The organism is Marinilactibacillus sp. GCM10026970 (assembly GCF_042660675.1).
Lineage (GTDB): Bacteria > Bacillota > Bacilli > Lactobacillales > Carnobacteriaceae_A > Marinilactibacillus.
Map to the genome: position 1 here is coordinate 247,984 of NZ_JBHSUL010000027.1, position 16,526 is coordinate 264,509.

Sequence of the window (16,526 nt, forward strand, 5' to 3'; positions counted from 1 at the left end):
GTAACTTCTAGTTTACTATCTTTTCTATTTTATGTCATATCATTTGCTCAAGGATGTCAGAGAATAACACTTGTGATAAATCTTTGTTTGGTTTTTAAAATTCTATATGTTACAAAATCTTTTAAATCTCTTCTTTAGTAGGCATGCCGTTTTGTGCTCCTAGCTTCTGTATAGAAACAGCGGCGGCTTTGTTTGCAAATCGTACGCACTCTTCTAATGACTGTCCTTCCATATATGCTACTGCAAAGGCTCCATTAAAGGTATCTCCGGCTCCAGTAGTATCCACAACATGCTCTACTTCTATGGCAGGCACTGTTACGATTTTGTCTCCATCGTGAAATGTTGCTCCTTTTTGTCCTAGCGTCACAATCAGTTTATTGGAATATTTCTCAAGCATCTCACTTATCGACTGTCCAGGAAACATTTCTTGAAATTCTGATTCGTTCGGCGTCAGGAAAGTAATGAATTCCATCAACTTTTCTGTTATTTTTCTAGCCGGAGCTGGGTTGTATAATACTGGAATACGATTTTGATTGCTTTGATCTATCAATTTTTCAATCGTAGCTTGCGGTAATTCATTTTGGACTATGACCATGTCACTTCTTTTTAGCATGTCTAGCTGTTGTTGATTTTGAAATAGACAATCAGGTGTATAGGCATCATTTGCTCCCGCAACGTAAATAATGCTATTGTCTCCGTTCACTACTGTTATAAAAGCCGAACCCGATGGTAAGTGGTCCACTGTCTGTACATATTCAACTCCGACATTGTTTTCTTTTAAGTTATTGATCAAACTTTCTCCAAATACATCAGAACCAACGGCTCCAAACATTTCAACTTCAGCACCTAGTCGAGCAGCTGCAACTGCCTGATTAGCACCTTTACCTCCAAAATAGGTTTGAAAGGTTTCCCCAAATATCGTTTCACCTACTTTGGGTTCTCTTTTTGTTTCTACAACAAAGTCCGTTGATATACTTCCGACTACTAACAGTTTTGACATGTCATTTCATTCCTTTCTAGTAAATCATCCACATAGACAAGAGGATAAGGAAAACTTGATGCAATGGATAATACCAATAGAAAAAATATTTAGGTAATCTAGGCAACTTAATGGCCTTTTCTGATAAAAATATTGGAATAGACAGTAAAGAATAGGTTTGTAAAGAAATGCCTACAATAAACTGGACAATCCCAGTAGCCACTATCCCTTGCAGTACATTACGTTCTTTTATCCAATAGATACTCCAACCAAACAAGAAACCATAAACACTGTATTCAGTTGGTATACTTAATAACAAGAACACTAAAAAATACCGCTGATACTTTATGGAAAGCGAGAAGACTGCCAATAAAAATACAACGTTGATAGTATTTGGCGTAATCGGCATAGAAATTATCCCCAAAAGCAATAATCTTATAATGTACTGTTTATAATCTCTGGTTCGCAAGGTTCCTTCTACTGTGCTGTACAAAAAACAAGGAAAAGCGATTCGTCCGATTAATCTTAACCATAAATACTGAGGGAAAAGAAAAGCGCCAGCGTGGTCTATCGTCATTGTGATAATTCCTATCCACTTGATCATATTCAGTTTGTAATCAAAATTTGTCTGCATCTCATCCGTCCTTTCAATGTAATTTGCTTTGACTGTATTATACCAGTTTCGAATTTTATAAGGTTTCCAATTCAAAACAAAAAAGCCAAAGAAAATGACAATAGGTCATTTCCCTGGCTTTTCTCTCTTATATAAATTTAAACTTTTTCCGCTGTAACAATATAAAGTTTAAACGAATCTCCCGACTTTTCATCAATCGTTTCATAAAAATATTCTGACTGAATATTAACAAAGTTTTGTTTATCTAGTTTTCGCATCAATTCAGCTTTAGAAAGTGAGCTGTGATGATGACTTGAGTTATCGCTTCGCTCCATTTCAATAATCATCAATTGTCCGCCCAGATGAATCGCATCAGACAATTTAGATAGTATATCTTCTGGCTCAGCGATATGATGCAAGACAAGAGACATAAAAATGGTATCTACTGTTTCAGGAAGCACACGATCTGTTTCGATATCTAAATGTTTCGCTGTTAAATGACTAAGTGTAGCTTTTTTTAATTTCTTTTTCACTTCTTTGATCATTTCAGAAGATGAATCAATCATCAGGATCGACTCAAAAGTGTTTGACAACTCTAGACTTAGAAGCCCTGTACCACAACCAAAATCAATGGCCGTCCTAGACACTTTTTGATTCAATAAACGGCGAACGGTCGCTGCAGAATGTTTAGCCATCTGAATTCTATCTGGTGTATCGTATGTTGCTGCCATGCTGTTAAATGCTTCTATATGTCCCATTTCATGCTCCTTTTAACCGTTTTTGTAACTTTCGGCACTGAAATCAGCAATTATGCCTATTCCAGCCATATGTCCTTGACTAGCAGATACAATTAACTGAGAAGGCCCTGTAATCTCTCCTGCCGCATAAATCCCTTTTTTATTGGTTCTTCCCATAGAATCTGTTACCACAAAGCCTGACTCACTGATTTCAATACCCAACTGTTCTATGAAAGGAAAGTTTCGATCAATCATCGGCGTACAAAAACCACCTGTTCTTATAATTTCTTCTCCATCTTCAAATACTATACTCTGTAATGCTCCATTATCACCTTTCAACTCTCGAATATCTTTTTCGATCAGTCTAATCTGATTCAACTCTAAATCTTTTTTCTGCTGTTTATCAAAAATATCCATACCATTTGTCGCAACAATCAAATCATCTGACCAGTTATTCAGCATCATTGGTAGATGCGTCGCTTCTTTATTATCTATAATTAATACTAATGAACGATCTTGCATTTCCCATCCATCACAAAATGGACAAGAGAATAAACTTTTGCCATAATAAGACTCAATACCTTTAATAGCTGGCAGCGTTTCTTTGAAACCTATGGCTAAAACGACCGCTCTTGTTTGTATCGTTTTTCTATTTTCCATTTTGAGTTCGAATATATCCTTAGGTTTTGAATCAATAGATAAAACTCTGGTATTTTCTATTTTGATTGTTGGATATTTAGCTAAATCTCTGCGACCTTTTTCTCTGAATTGTCTAGGCGTTATACCATCTCTTGTTAAAAAGGCATGCGATTCTTGCGTTACGCTATTTCTTGGCTGTTCTTCATCAATTAGTAAAATTTCTTTTTTGCCTCTTCCGGCAACTAAAGCTGCACTCATCCCAGCAGGACCTCCACCGATCACTACAACATCTAACATTCTGACACCCTCCCATAACCTCTATTAAAGATCTTTAATATCTATAATCAAACTAAAAATTAGCGACTCACTAATTTTTTCTTGGCATTTGCGAAAGAATTCCTGCAATGGTTTTACTTGCTAATTCTTCTTTCATTTTATCTTCCACTTCAGACATTGTACGCTCAATTAAACACGTTTGACTCCATTTTCCGTCATGTGACATTGTACAGTTCAGTAAAGATTCATAACCTTCTGTGGCCTGTATTACATCTAAAAAGGAGCATTCTTCTGGTGCACGTACTAATCGGTAGCCACCTTTAACTCCAGGCGTCGATTCGATCAAACCCGCTTTTGATAATTTTGTTAAGATCTTTGATAAATAGGTAGATGATAATTTCTGGCGCTGTGCCAAGCTATCCACCCCAACCGCTTCATCCGTATTTTCCATAGCTAAGTGAACCATGGAATGTAAAGCATAGTTAGTCGCTTTAGAAAACTTCATAAAAGCCATCCTTTTAATTGCAGATTCATTTTGTCTTTAATTAGATAATAAAGCTACTTTGGTGTAAAGTCAATAGAAAAACCCCTGAAAGAATTGTAAGTACAACTCTTTCAGGGGTTCTCTGTATTTTAAGACTTTAAAAAGACTTCTATCTTAGTCTCTAAAATAGTAAATGATCTGTTATAATGCAGAAATTACTTAGCTACTTTAGATTCAAGACCTTCAGCTTTTAGGAATTCACTAAATGGTACCAATTCTTCAGCTTCATATTTTTCTTTGTAAGCTGTAATTTCTTCAGCACTGTATAATGTTGAATCTAATTTTAGTGTTTCAACTGGAATTGGACGATCTTTAGTAATTTTAGCATCTACTACGACTGTTTTGCCTTCTTTATAAGCTTTAACAGCTTCAGCCATTACTTGGTCTATATCTTCAATACGGCTTACTGTGAAACCAACTGCACCTTGAGCTTCCCCAATTTTAGCGTAGTCTACATCAGTAAAATCAGTACCGAAAGTATTTGTGTTTGTATCTTCATATTTGTTCTTGATGAATGCATACTCAGTGTTCGTGAATACGATGTTGATAACAGGCATGTTGTAACGTACGTTAGTAACGATATCTTGATAGTTCATTGAGAACGCACCATCACCCATAATGTTAAAGACTTGACGATCAGGATACACGTTTTTAGCACCAATACCACCAGGAAGTCCGATTCCCATAGTCGCAAACAATGGAGAAGTTCTCCACATATTCTTAGGTGTCATGTGTAAGTGACGGATAGATGTTTGAGTAGAGTTACCAACGTCGATTGAATAAATCGCATCTTCATCAGCGTATTTGTTGATTGCATTGTATACTTGATAAAGTTGTAACGCGCCACTTTCTTTTGTTTCTAACTTAGTCATGTAGTCACGCCAGTTTTGAATGTTTTTCAAGTTAGCATTCCACCAAGCTGATTCTGGAACAGCTGTTACTTTTTCAAGTAATGACTGAACTGCTTCGCCTGCATCACCAAGAATCGCAACATCTGCATTGTGACGTTTACCAAGCATAGTTGGGTTGTTATCAATTTGGATAAAAGTTTCAGTGTTTGAGAATGTACCTTCGATTTCAGCAAACGGGAAGTTTGATCCAACGAATAAAATTGTATCTGCTTCTTTAACTGTTTCGTTAGCTGGCTTCCAACCTACACGGTATGTTGAACCAGTCAATGCTTCAAAATCATACTCAAAAGTTTCAAAGTTTTTACCAGTTGTAATGACTGGCGCTTTAAGTTTACGAGATAATTCTTGAACAGCTGGACCATGTCCCATTGTTCCGACACCTGCGTAAATTGCAGGACGTTTAGCATTGTTTAATAATTCAACTGCAGCGTCAACATCCGCTTCGTTGATTGCTGGAGATACATAATCACGGTAGCTGTGACCTGAAGAGTAAAATGCATCGTTATCGATTTCGTGGTAACCAAAATCACCAGGTAGTTCGATTACTGATACACCGCGTTTAGAGATAGCAGTACGGATTGCATCGTCAATCATTTTTGGTACTTGTTCAGCGTAAGCCGCACGGCGGTTGTATACTGCAATACTTGCGAACATTGGATTTTGGTTCAACTCTTGGAATGCATCCATGTTTAACTCTTTTTGAGGACGAGATCCTAAAATAGCTAAAACAGGCGTGTTATCCATTGCTGCATCATAAAGACCATTGATTAAGTGAGAAGCACCAGGGCCACCTGATCCAACACAAACAGCGATGTTTCCACCGAATTTACGTTGCATTACGGCTGCCATTGCGCCAACTTCTTCATGTTTTACTTGAATAAATTTAATATCAGTATCTTCTTGCTCACCTAAAGATTCCATTAAAGGCGCTAGCGTTCCAGAAGGAATTCCGTAAATTGTGTCAATTCCCCATCCTTCTAAAACTTTAAGTGAAGCTGTACTAACTTTAGTCTTTCCATTTGTCATTCAAAAAATCCTCCTACAATATTAAAACTGATAAATGCTAGAATATATTATCATGATTTTATGAAAATTCAAAGTTCATTTTCATTAACTAGCATAAATCAACGATAAATATTAAAAAAAACGTCACTTATTGTACATATTTATTGCTGGAAAATAACAGAAAACGTATTCACGATTACGGAAACCGCTCCCATTAAAATAACGCCTTATGTAATTTTAAAATGAGGTTCATTGCGTTTGAATGTTTTTAGAATTATTTTCTTTAAAACAAAAAGCTAAAACGAAGGATAGGATTCTACCATTCATTTTAGCTTTTATATTTGCTAGAAAGTACTATTTTTTCTCCATTGATACAAAGCTGACTTTATTTTCAGCTTCTCCGTTTTCAAAGACTTGCTTTTTATCAAAGTCTACTCGCGCATACGCTTTGACTGTAATTTTCTAAGCCAATGTCTAAGAATCGTCTGTCATGCTATAAAATTTGTATTTTTCTGGATAAGTCCACTGCATGATTTTCTGTACTTCGAGCTCATTTATTGAATCAAATCGGTAATGATTTTGCATCGTTCTTTCTCCTCTATTCACGACTTTTCTGATCGTAAAATAGCTTCCATCTTTTTACCTTTTGCTAATTCATCGATCAATTTGTCCATATATCTGATTTCTTGCATAAGCGGTTCTTCGATTTCTTCAATTCTAACGCCACAAATTACGCCTTTAATTAGCTCTCTATTCGGATTCAGTTGCGGCGCTTCTTTGAAAAAAGTTCGAAAGTCTTTTTCTTCTTCCACTATTTTCTTTAATTGAATAGCATCGTATCCTGTTAACCAATAAATGATTTGATCTACTTCTTCTTTAGTCCGATTTTTTCGCTCTACCTTTTTTATATAAAGTGGATAAACTTTTCCAAAACTCATTGAATAAATTTTATGTTCAGCCATGATGATTTCCTCCTTTTTTTCTAGAACTGAGGTGCTTTTCGGCAATTTGTCGCTTGTTCATAGCCATAAGCACACTCAAAAAGAGTGGGCTCAGCATAAGCACTTGCTGTGAAGGTTAGACCAACCGGTTCACCTTCAGTGGTATATCCAGCCGGAACTGTAATAGATGGATAGCCTGCTTTGGCCGGTATCATTGCACCTGCATTATTTGGTGTAACAATTGCGTCCAATTGATTTTTTTCGAGAGCGGCATCTATCCCTTTTTCTCTGGACTGTTCTTGATCAAAAATCAAACTATTTAAATACGCTGATTCCGTTAGCTGTCCACTCGTTGCAGCAGCCTGATAGAATAGGGCTTGTCCATATTTCAATGCTTTACTTCCTAGGTTCCGGTTACCATTGATCAGGTCGTTTAGTGTTCTTAAGCCAAAACTTGAATCGACTGTCTTCAAGTACGCTTCTAGTGCGGGTTTGAACTCATATAACATCACGTTGATATCCCAATCTACGCCTGCGGAAGGAACTTCAATATTTTCAACGATTTCAGCGCCTTGAGCTTTTAATTGTTCAATTGCTTCGTCCATTAATTGCTGTTTCTCTTTTTCTACGTAGTCAAAATAAGGTTTACGTGCAATTCCGATTCGTTTTCCTTTTAAGCCACCTTTTTTTAAATGATTTGTATAGTCTATTTTTGTTGATGGACCAATACCTGTCACTGGATCGTTTTCATCTTTTCCTTGTATGACCGAAAGCAAAATTGCTGCATCTTCAACTGTTCGTGTCATTGGTCCCGCAGTATCTTGCGTGTGAGATATTGGAATAATACCACTGCGACTGATTAAGCCAACGGTTGGCTTAACACCCACAAGAGAATTTTGACTTGCCGGGCTTAAAATGGAACCCGATGTTTCTGTCCCGATTCCGACGACCGCTAAGTTTGAGGTAATAGCGGCTCCCGTACCTGCACTTGATCCTCCGACCATGAAGTCCTTACCGTAAGGATTTAACGTTTGCCCACCGCGAGAACTGTACCCAGTTGGCATATCTTCCGCGATAAAATTAGCCCATTCTGTCAGATTGGCTTTTCCTAATAGGATGGCGCCAGCTTTTCTTAATTGCTTAACGATAAAAGCATCTTCTTTTGCAACATGATTTTTTAACAATAAAGAACCGGCTGAGGTATGCATCTTATCATTGGTATCAATATTATCTTTGATAACTACAGGTAAGCCATGTAAAGCCCCTCTAACTTTTCCTTCTTTTCTTTCTGTATCCAGTTTGTCCGCTAAGTATAGGGCATCTGGGTTCACTTCAATGATACTATTCAGATTTGGTCCTGTAGAGTCTAGTTCTGATATTCGTTTCAGATAGGTCAAGACTAATTTTCTAGAAGTGAGTTCTCCTGATTCCAACGCTTCTTGTAAATTTTTAACCGTTTTTTCTTCAACCCAACTTGTCTGTTCACTCATTTTTATCTCCCATTAAATATGTTTTTCTGTAGTATTCGCAAACTCATAGTAGTCTGGTTTATTTCCGTAAAAAATCTGTTCGCCGAAATGAGCTTCTTTTAACCAGTCATCGAATAGTTCGATATTTAAATGCATCTGTTTCTCCCTACGATAACGATAAAACAAAAATGTTCCGCATCGATTACAAAAACCTCTCTCAGCCCATTCTGAAGAAGGATAAATACTGATTGTCTCTTCTTGGTTAACTATCAAGCTTTCTACTGCTACTTCTTCAGTAAAAAATGCCGCAGAAGCATTCTGTTTTCTGCACATCTTGCAGTGACAAGCCGTTACATGATTTCCAAGCTCAGCAACTGTAATAACCGTTGCCCCGCATAGACAAGTTCCTTTAACTTGTTTCAATTGCACCACTCCCCTAATCGTTCTTTAATCTTATTTTAGCTAAAAGTGCTTGTTGATACAATAAGAAAAGAGCCTATCAACTCATGAGGAATTGATAGGCTCAGTATTTTATTCTAAAAACAATTAACCGTTACTAACGTCTTCACCATTAGAGGCGATGACTTTTTTGTACCAGTCAAATGATTTTTTCTTCGTACGTTTCAATGTTCCGTTACCGTCGTTATCTCGGTCAACGTAGATGAAACCGTAACGTTTTTTCATTTCTCCAGTTCCGGCACTTACAAGGTCAATACATCCCCAAGAAGTGTAACCCATCAAATCAATACCATCTAATTCAACGGCATCTTTCATTGCTTTGATGTGTTCAGCCATGTAAGAGATACGGTAATCATCTTCAACGTATCCATTTTCATCTGGCTCATCCACAGCACCTAGTCCATTTTCTACAATGAACAATGGTTTCTGGTAACGATCATAAATATCGTTCATTGTGATACGTAATCCAAGTGGATCAATTTGCCATCCCCATTCACTTGCTTCCAAGTAAGGGTTTTTGATTGAAGCAAAAATATTTCCAGCCGTTTTTTCGTTCACTTTCGGATCTCCAGAAGCTACACGAGAAGAGTAGTACGAGAATGAAATAAAGTCTACTGTGTTTTCCATTAGTAGTTCTTTGTCGCCTTCTTCAAACGGAATTTCGATACCTTCACGTTCAAGTTCTTTGATTGCATAAGCAGGATATTGTCCACGAGACTGTACATCAATAAAGAAATAGTTTTCGTGATCTTCTTGTTGTGCTGCAAATACATCTTCTGGATTCGGTGTATTTGGATAGTATTTACCTGCCGCAAGCATACAACCTACTTGGTTGTTAGGGTCTACTTCGTGCGCAATTTTAGTTGCTAAAGCACTAGCCACTAACTCGTGGTGAGCTGCTTGATATTTCACTTGTTTCTGGTTTTCCCCTTCTTCAAAGGCTAATCCAGCACCCATAAATGGTGCATGTAGGATCATGTTGATTTCATTGAATGTTAACCAGTATTTTACAAGACCTTTGTAGCGTGAGAAAATCGCACGGCAAAGGTTCTCGTAGAACCCAACCATCTTACGGTTACGCCATCCGCCATACTCTTTGATCAAGTGCATTGGGCAGTCAAAGTGAGTAATTGTAACTAATGGTTCGATTCCGTATTTGTGACACTCTTTAAATAAATCTTCATAGAATTTCAACCCTGCTTCGTTTGGTTCTGTCTCGTCACCCTTCGGGAAAATACGAGTCCATGCGATTGAAAGACGATAGGTTTTGAAGCCCATTTCTCCAAACAATGCAATATCTTCTTTATAGCGATTATAGTGATCGATTGCACCTTTTGCTGGATAGAAATGTTCATCGTCAAAATCAAAATGTTTCACTTGTCCAGTGATGATCGGTCCACGGTCTTCTCCGACTGGCACGACATCTACGTTTGCTAGTCCACGTCCGTCCTGATCGTATCCACCTTCAAGTTGATTGGCTGCAGTAGCGCCGCCCCATAAAAAGTCTTTTCTAAATCCCATTATTGATTTTCCTCCTTGAGTCTATTGTATTCGCTATCAATTGATTCTATATTTATAGTAAATGGTGTAATCCATTACACACAAGAACAATATTGTAAATTTTTTGTATGGATTCAACTTCTTGACTCAAGAATCAATCGTAAGTATTTTCCACAAAGGTACCCGCTAACATATCATGAATCGCACGCCTGTCCTTTCGGAACAGCACCATAAGTCCGCTTACTAGTGTACTCATGCCCGCTGTTAGATAGCCCAGAATAAAAACACCTACTACTTCTCGAAGAAACATATCAGATAATGTGAGCGCCGATCCGTTCGCTTATACTATCTTAATATTCATGATTTTCTTACCGATGACGTAACCATCCCAATATACCGGAGTAATGGTAGAGTAAACAACATATAATAAATTCCAGATCATGCCTTGCGTAAAATCAAGCGAAAATCGTCCATTAACTAAGAAGATAAAGAGTGCAATAGGTAGCGTCATTAATGTACCATCTATGATAAAAGCCATGACTCTTATACCAAAGCTACTTCTGTCAGATTCAAAGACCATACAAATCCCTCCGTACTTTTGAATTATGAACTACTCATTTTTATAACCTCAGTGTAGAGAATGACATTCTATTTTACAAGATATAAAATGAACTACTTTTATACTAAAGCTTTTACTTTGCCGATTTACACAATGAACTTCGGCACTTTATTGAATCTGTCATATTTTGTTAAAGAAACGTTAACATATCTTTTGATTCTATGGTTATAGCACAAGAATTATGATACAGTTACGGATAGCTTAATGAACAAGTAGGAGGAAATTACATGGCTCACTACGATGTACTCGTCGTTGGAGGCGGAACAAGTGGAATGATGGCTGCCATCTCAGCTGCAGAAGCCGGCGCCAAAGTCGCTGTCGTTGAAAAAAATAAATTACTGGGTAGAAAACTCTTAGTAACGGGAAATGGTCGCTGTAACGTGACAAACAACCGTGATAAAGAAGAAATTATCACCCATATCCCTGGAAACGGACGCTTTTTATATAGCGCGTTTTACCAATATGACAATTACGATATTATGAACTTTTTCCAATCAAATGGTATTGCTTTAAAAGAAGAAGATCATGGAAGAATGTTTCCAACCACTGATAAATCCAGAACAATCGTGGATGCCTTGAAGCGAATCATGGATGAACAAAAAATCGAAGTCTTCTTGAATGCCCCTGTAGAAACTGTCCTATATGAAGAGGGAAAAGCGCAAGGTGTTTTATTGAAAGATGGACGCACGCTTCTTTCAAGAAGCGTGATTCTATCGACTGGTGGACGTGCTATGCCTAAAACCGGTTCAACTGGAGATGGCTACCAATGGGCTAAAAAAGCTGGACATACATTGAAACCTCTATATCCAACTGAAGTCCCCATCACATCTGATGAACCTTTTATAGAGGAAAGAGTCTTACAAGGGCTAGCTTTAAGAGATGCGAATATGAGTGTATTGAACAAAAAAGGTAAGCCCGCGATTTCACATCGTATGGATATGATCTTTACTCACTTTGGCATTTCCGGTCCTGCCGTTCTTCGCTGCTCGATGTTTGTACATCAAGTGATGAAGCGCGATAAATCTGATAAAGCAACCATCAAAATCGATGCCTTACCCGATCAATCTGTGGGAGAACTTAGACAAGATATGGCTAAACTAATCAAAGATGCCGGAGATAAAAGTGTAAAAAATTCACTTAAAGGACTTGTTCCGGAACGTTATCTCTTGTTTGGATTAGAAAAACTAAGTATTGAAGACGGTCTGCCATTAAAACAATTAACGCCGACTCAAATCTACTCAATCATTGAATTTTTCAAAGATTTTCAGTTCACTGTAAATGGCTCTCTTCCGATAGAGAAAGCCTTTGTTACAGGTGGCGGAGTTGATACAAAAGAAGTGAATCCGAAAACTCTGGAAAGTAAAAAGATGCAGAATCTTTACTTTACTGGAGAGATTCTTGACTATAACGGCTACACTGGTGGTTATAATATCACAGGTGCCTTTATTACCGGACGTGTTGCTGGCATGCACGCTGCTCAGGCAAGTATGGCAATTGCTCAATAAAAAAACAGTAGGATGGTAGAAAATCACTTCTATCATCACTACTGTTTTTATTTTTCACTTTTAATCTTAGCTAAAACAAATTTGATTTCATCATAGGTGATTGAATCGTCTACAGCTTCTTTGATCGGCTTAAGGAAACCGTCTCCTACTGCCTCAATGGCTTCTCGAATTTCAGTATCTGCCTGTTTAGAGACGAGCTGGTCATAATCAATTTGCTTGTGTTCTTCAATCGCTTTACAAAGATGATTAATAATCGTATTGGTCGACAAGCCTCTCATTTCAGAAATCGCCGCAACGTCTTCCCCTTCATCGAACAGTCGCAAGGTTTCTTCAACTGTATGCTTACTCGCTAATTTAGCCGGTTTTGTGACTTCTTTGACTGAAACGTTCTGATGGACTTCTTGCTCAGTATCAATATCCTGCTCTTCTACATACTCTTTAATCAACGAAATAAACTGTTCACCGTACTCTGCTAATTTCGCTTCCCCTACACCATTTGTCGCTAGAAAAGCATCATCCGTTTGCGGAAACTTAGCCGACATATCGATCAAACTTCTGTCTGTAAAAACGACAAAAGGAGGTTTACCAATTTCTTGCGCAATCGTTGTTCTTAGTTGTCTTAGGCGTTCAAATAACTGCGCATCATAATTTTCAATATTTTCCATCGCTTTGGTTTTATGCGTGGGTTCTTGCTTTAATTGCTTACGGATTGCCAATGTCGTCTGACCTTTCAGCAGCTCCGAAGTTTTCCCGGTGAATTCCAGTATCGGATAGCCATCTCCGCCAACTTTCAGATAGTCTTCACTAATCATAATCGAAATCATATCTTTGATATCACTATCCGTATAGTCAGACATAATCCCGTACGTACTTAAACCATCAAACTTCAGCTGCTCGATTCGACTTGTCTTCTTCCCTCTCAAGACATCCGTAATCAAACCTGTTCCATAAAGCTGATTCATTCGGTAAATACAAGACAAAATTTTCTGACATTCCACAGTAATATCCGTTGTAACCGTCTCTTCATCACAGTTCGTACAATAATCACACGCTTGCCACTCTACTTCTTGATTAAAGTATTTTAAAATGCTTTTACGAAGACAGTTACCGGTTTTACAATACGTAATCATGGAATTCAAGTTTTTCTTGGCATGGGGTGAGTTCCCTTGTTCAATCAGCATAGTATTTGTAATGATATCTTGCGCTGAATAAAATAGGATCGCTTCCGCAGAAGCCCCGTCCCTACCAGCACGCCCAGCTTCTTGATAATAACTTTCCATATCGAGCGGCATATTATAATGAATGACTCGGCGAACATTGGATTTGTCGATGCCCATTCCAAAAGCATTTGTCGCTACCATAATTGGTTTTTCATCATACAGAAATTGTTCCTGATTCATTGCGCGCACCTCAGGATCAATCCCAGCGTGATAAAAAGTTACAGGAAAGCCTTTTTTATTTAAGTTTTTATAGACGGTATCTACATTTTTCCGCGTATTACAATAAATGATACTGGATTCTTTCTTGTCTAGAATTCGACTCAGCTCATTCAATTTCTTATCGGGCTTGATCACTGAGAAATAAAGATTTGGGCGATCAAAACTTGCGATATGCTGATAAGGCTGCTCTAGATTTAATTGTCGGATCATATCTTCTTGCACGATATTTGTAGCCGTTGCTGTGAAAGCTGCAAATGGTGGTCGATTGGTCAAGGCATTCATGATTTGCGGAATCGCCTGATAACTTGGTCTAAAATCGTGTCCCCACTGAGACACACAGTGCGCTTCGTCTACCGCAACTAGGTTTACATCCATTTGTCTCGCAGCGTAAAGGAACTGATCATTTCCTAGTCGCTCTGGAGAAACATACAGCAGATCCAAATCTCCTCTAATCGCTTCATCTATAATGGCTTGCTGTTCAAAATAAGACAACTGACTATTGATGTAAGCTGCACGCACACCCATCGTTTGCAAGGTATCGACTTGATCTTTCATCAACGAGATCAATGGCGAGATGACGAGTGTCACGCCTTCCATACATATAGCTGGAATCTGGTAACAAAGAGACTTTCCGCCTCCCGTAGGCATAACGCCCAGCACATCTCTTCCTTCCATAATCGCATCAATCAGTTCTTGCTGCCCTGGACGAAAAGCCTCGTAACCATAATACTGTTTTAATGTTTTAAAGATGCTTTCCATACTGCCTCCAACACTCTAATTCCGATTCTATTATTAGGGGGCTATTTGTGCCCTTTTCTGCTTTATAATTGTAACATAATTGGTCTTCTTTTTTTACATTCGATTCGGAATTCTAATGCTGGCTTTTACTCCATTCTCTTTAACCTTTCTGCTTTCTTTTCTTTAGCCCAAGAATAGCCGCCTTCAAAGGTTTCTATTTTATGATCTTCAATCCAAAAAATTTTCTTGAAGGTTTGATCTAAGAAAAAGCGGTCATGAGACACCGCTAAAATAGTTCCCTGAAAATGATCTAATGTCTCTTCCACTAACTCTCTCGATTCAATATCCAAGTGATTGGTTGGCTCATCTAAAATCAAGAAATTGATCTCTTCATGCATCAGTTGCGCTAGTCTTAAGCGCATTTTTTCTCCGCCACTTAAACTCGATACGGGCTTGAATACGTCACTTCCATAAAACATGAATCGAGCAAGCTGATGTCTGGACTGTCCTTCCTCTATTTGGAGGGATTCTCTGAAAACATCTATCAACCGTTCGTCTTTTTTATCTGTGAAAAGATGCTGGGAGAGATAGCCTATTTTCGAATTCTCTCCTATTTTGATCAGACCTGAATCTGGTATTTCTTTTTTTAGTAATAACTTCAATAAAGTTGATTTACCTGCGCCATTCTCTCCAATCAATCCAATTTTCTCACCGAAGCGAATGTGTATATCTGATTCTTTTATAATCTGTCTGTTCCTATAACGTTTGGTTACAGCTTTGGCGATGACTACATCTTTTCCACTGCGTTCTGATGCCGTGATATCCAAGCTCATTTGCTTATGGAATAAAGGTTTTTTCACTTTTTCCATTCTTTCGATCATTCTTTCCATATGTCTTGCCTTCTTATGCAAACCTGGATTAGGCGGTACCGCTCGGTTAGCCCACTCTCTCAGGATTTTTGCACGTTCTTTCATTTTCTTTATTTTACGCTGCTGTTCTTCATATACTTGAAATTCTCTGGCAACTTTCTCTTCTTTTTCTGTCACATAATTCGAAAAGTTTGTATGATAAACCGTACACTCACCATCTTCTACGTCTATAATCTTTTGAATCGCTTCATCCAAGAAATATCGGTCATGAGAAATCATCACGACTGTTCCAGTGTAGTTGGAAACAAATTGTTCCAGCCATTCAGTTGCTGCAAAGTCCAAATGATTGGTGGGTTCATCCAGTAACAGTAAATCAGGATTGATCAGTAAAGTCATGGCTAGTCCAACTTTTGTCTGTTCTCCACCGCTCAATAAATTGAAAGAAGTTTCAATTAAATGGTTTATATTTAACCCTTGTGTGACTTGATGAATCCGTGACTCTATCTCGTATCCACCCTCTTGAAGATAGGCTTCCTGAATTTTTCCATATTGATCCATAAACTTTTGAAGTTGGTTTTGACTCTCTGTTTGACTCATTACTATTTCTAATTGTTTCATCGCTGTTTCTTTTTCCAGCAACTCTTCAAAAACGGTTTTCAAAACGTCATTGACACTCATGTCATCTGAATAAGCTGGAATCTGTTCCAAGTATCCAATAGAGCATCCTTTTTTCCAATGAATCTGACCAGAAGTTGGCGTTTCAACTTGTGCGAGTAATTTCATTAAAGTTGTTTTGCCACTTCCATTTCGACCGACAAGTCCAATTTTTTCTCCTTGTTCGATCTCTAAGGTGACATTTTCAAAGATGGTTGTTCCTCCATATTGTTGAGAAACTGCATTTACATTACATATCATCATTTTCCGGCTCCTTTTGTCTTACACCCTCTTCATTAGACAAAAGTCAAAGCATACAAAAATAACCATAGAAAAGAGTCCTCTCCTATGGCTATTCTGCTACAAATCAAAAAGCCTGTTTTAACTTTCTAATCTGCATATAAATGGTAGGGGTAAGATGTTTTTTCTGCGATTCTACTATTCAGTTGCTAAAAATGGACAGACTGGTCCAATTACGCAACGACAATAGAAAATTCAGCACGGCAAATATATAAATAATATTCTTGTTTTCCGTGCTTTTTCGCAGTTAGAAACATCTAACCTCCACCTCCGTTCATTTAAGATACTTCTATTTTATAATCTTTTGATATTAAAAACAATACCTTATT

General features: G+C 37.8%; 13 protein-coding genes and 1 pseudogene. 1 reads left to right on the top strand and 13 read right to left on the bottom strand.

What is annotated here, in order from left to right:
* Positions 1-121: 121 nt before the first annotated feature.
* From rbsK to ACFP65_RS08705, 11 genes and pseudogenes are all read right to left on the bottom strand, one after another.
* Positions 122-1,000 (bottom strand): ribokinase, encoded by an 879-nt coding sequence (gene rbsK / locus ACFP65_RS08655; protein WP_379917720.1) that lies wholly within the window; start codon positions 998-1,000, stop codon positions 122-124.
* Positions 1,001-1,016: 16 nt separating this feature from the next.
* Positions 1,017-1,613: a TraX family protein gene (locus tag ACFP65_RS08660; protein ID WP_379917722.1), complete on the bottom strand. Its 597-nt coding sequence runs from the start codon at positions 1,611-1,613 to the stop codon at positions 1,017-1,019.
* Between the two features lie 137 nt (positions 1,614-1,750).
* Positions 1,751-2,350: a class I SAM-dependent methyltransferase gene (locus ACFP65_RS08665; protein ID WP_379917724.1), complete on the bottom strand. Its 600-nt coding sequence runs from the start codon at positions 2,348-2,350 to the stop codon at positions 1,751-1,753.
* A 12-nt stretch (positions 2,351-2,362) separates the two neighbouring features.
* Complete coding sequence (locus ACFP65_RS08670) at positions 2,363-3,265, bottom strand: NAD(P)/FAD-dependent oxidoreductase (protein ID WP_379917726.1); 903 nt, start codon at positions 3,263-3,265, stop codon at positions 2,363-2,365.
* Between the two features lie 70 nt (positions 3,266-3,335).
* Positions 3,336-3,749, bottom strand: coding sequence for an RrF2 family transcriptional regulator (locus ACFP65_RS08675; protein ID WP_379917728.1), 414 nt, complete (start codon positions 3,747-3,749; stop codon positions 3,336-3,338).
* A gap of 194 nt (positions 3,750-3,943) precedes the next feature.
* Positions 3,944-5,725, bottom strand: a complete 1,782-nt coding sequence (spxB, locus tag ACFP65_RS08680) for a pyruvate oxidase (RefSeq protein ID WP_379917730.1) — start codon at positions 5,723-5,725, stop codon at positions 3,944-3,946.
* Positions 5,726-6,306: 581 nt separating this feature from the next.
* Positions 6,307-6,666: a DUF2200 domain-containing protein gene (locus ACFP65_RS08685; protein ID WP_379917731.1), complete on the bottom strand. Its 360-nt coding sequence runs from the start codon at positions 6,664-6,666 to the stop codon at positions 6,307-6,309.
* Positions 6,667-6,686: 20 nt separating this feature from the next.
* On the bottom strand, positions 6,687-8,135 hold the full coding sequence (locus ACFP65_RS08690; RefSeq protein ID WP_379917733.1) for an amidase: 1,449 nt from the start codon (positions 8,133-8,135) through the stop codon (positions 6,687-6,689).
* Between the two features lie 12 nt (positions 8,136-8,147).
* On the bottom strand, positions 8,148-8,537 hold the full coding sequence (locus ACFP65_RS08695) for a GFA family protein (protein WP_379917735.1): 390 nt from the start codon (positions 8,535-8,537) through the stop codon (positions 8,148-8,150).
* A gap of 123 nt (positions 8,538-8,660) precedes the next feature.
* The gene (locus ACFP65_RS08700) at positions 8,661-10,094 is read right to left on the bottom strand and encodes a 6-phospho-beta-glucosidase (protein WP_379917737.1); all 1,434 of its coding nucleotides are present in this window, start codon (positions 10,092-10,094) and stop codon (positions 8,661-8,663) included.
* 133 nt (positions 10,095-10,227) lie between these two features.
* A pseudogene (locus ACFP65_RS08705) lies at positions 10,228-10,653 on the bottom strand (RDD family protein).
* 266 nt (positions 10,654-10,919) lie between these two features.
* On the opposite strand from ACFP65_RS08705, the gene ACFP65_RS08710 reads away from it, so the two are divergent.
* A complete protein-coding gene (locus tag ACFP65_RS08710) occupies positions 10,920-12,197 on the top strand; it encodes an NAD(P)/FAD-dependent oxidoreductase (RefSeq protein ID WP_379917739.1) in 1,278 nt (425 codons plus the stop codon).
* 47 nt (positions 12,198-12,244) lie between these two features.
* Here ACFP65_RS08710 and recQ read toward each other — a convergent pair whose 3' ends face one another.
* Together recQ and abc-f are read right to left on the bottom strand one after the other, a co-directional pair.
* Positions 12,245-14,395 (bottom strand): DNA helicase RecQ, encoded by a 2,151-nt coding sequence (gene recQ, locus ACFP65_RS08715; RefSeq protein ID WP_379917741.1) that lies wholly within the window; start codon positions 14,393-14,395, stop codon positions 12,245-12,247.
* Between the two features lie 125 nt (positions 14,396-14,520).
* A complete protein-coding gene (abc-f, locus tag ACFP65_RS08720) occupies positions 14,521-16,161 on the bottom strand; it encodes a ribosomal protection-like ABC-F family protein (RefSeq protein ID WP_379917743.1) in 1,641 nt (546 codons plus the stop codon).
* Between the last annotated feature and the right edge of the window lie 365 nt (positions 16,162-16,526).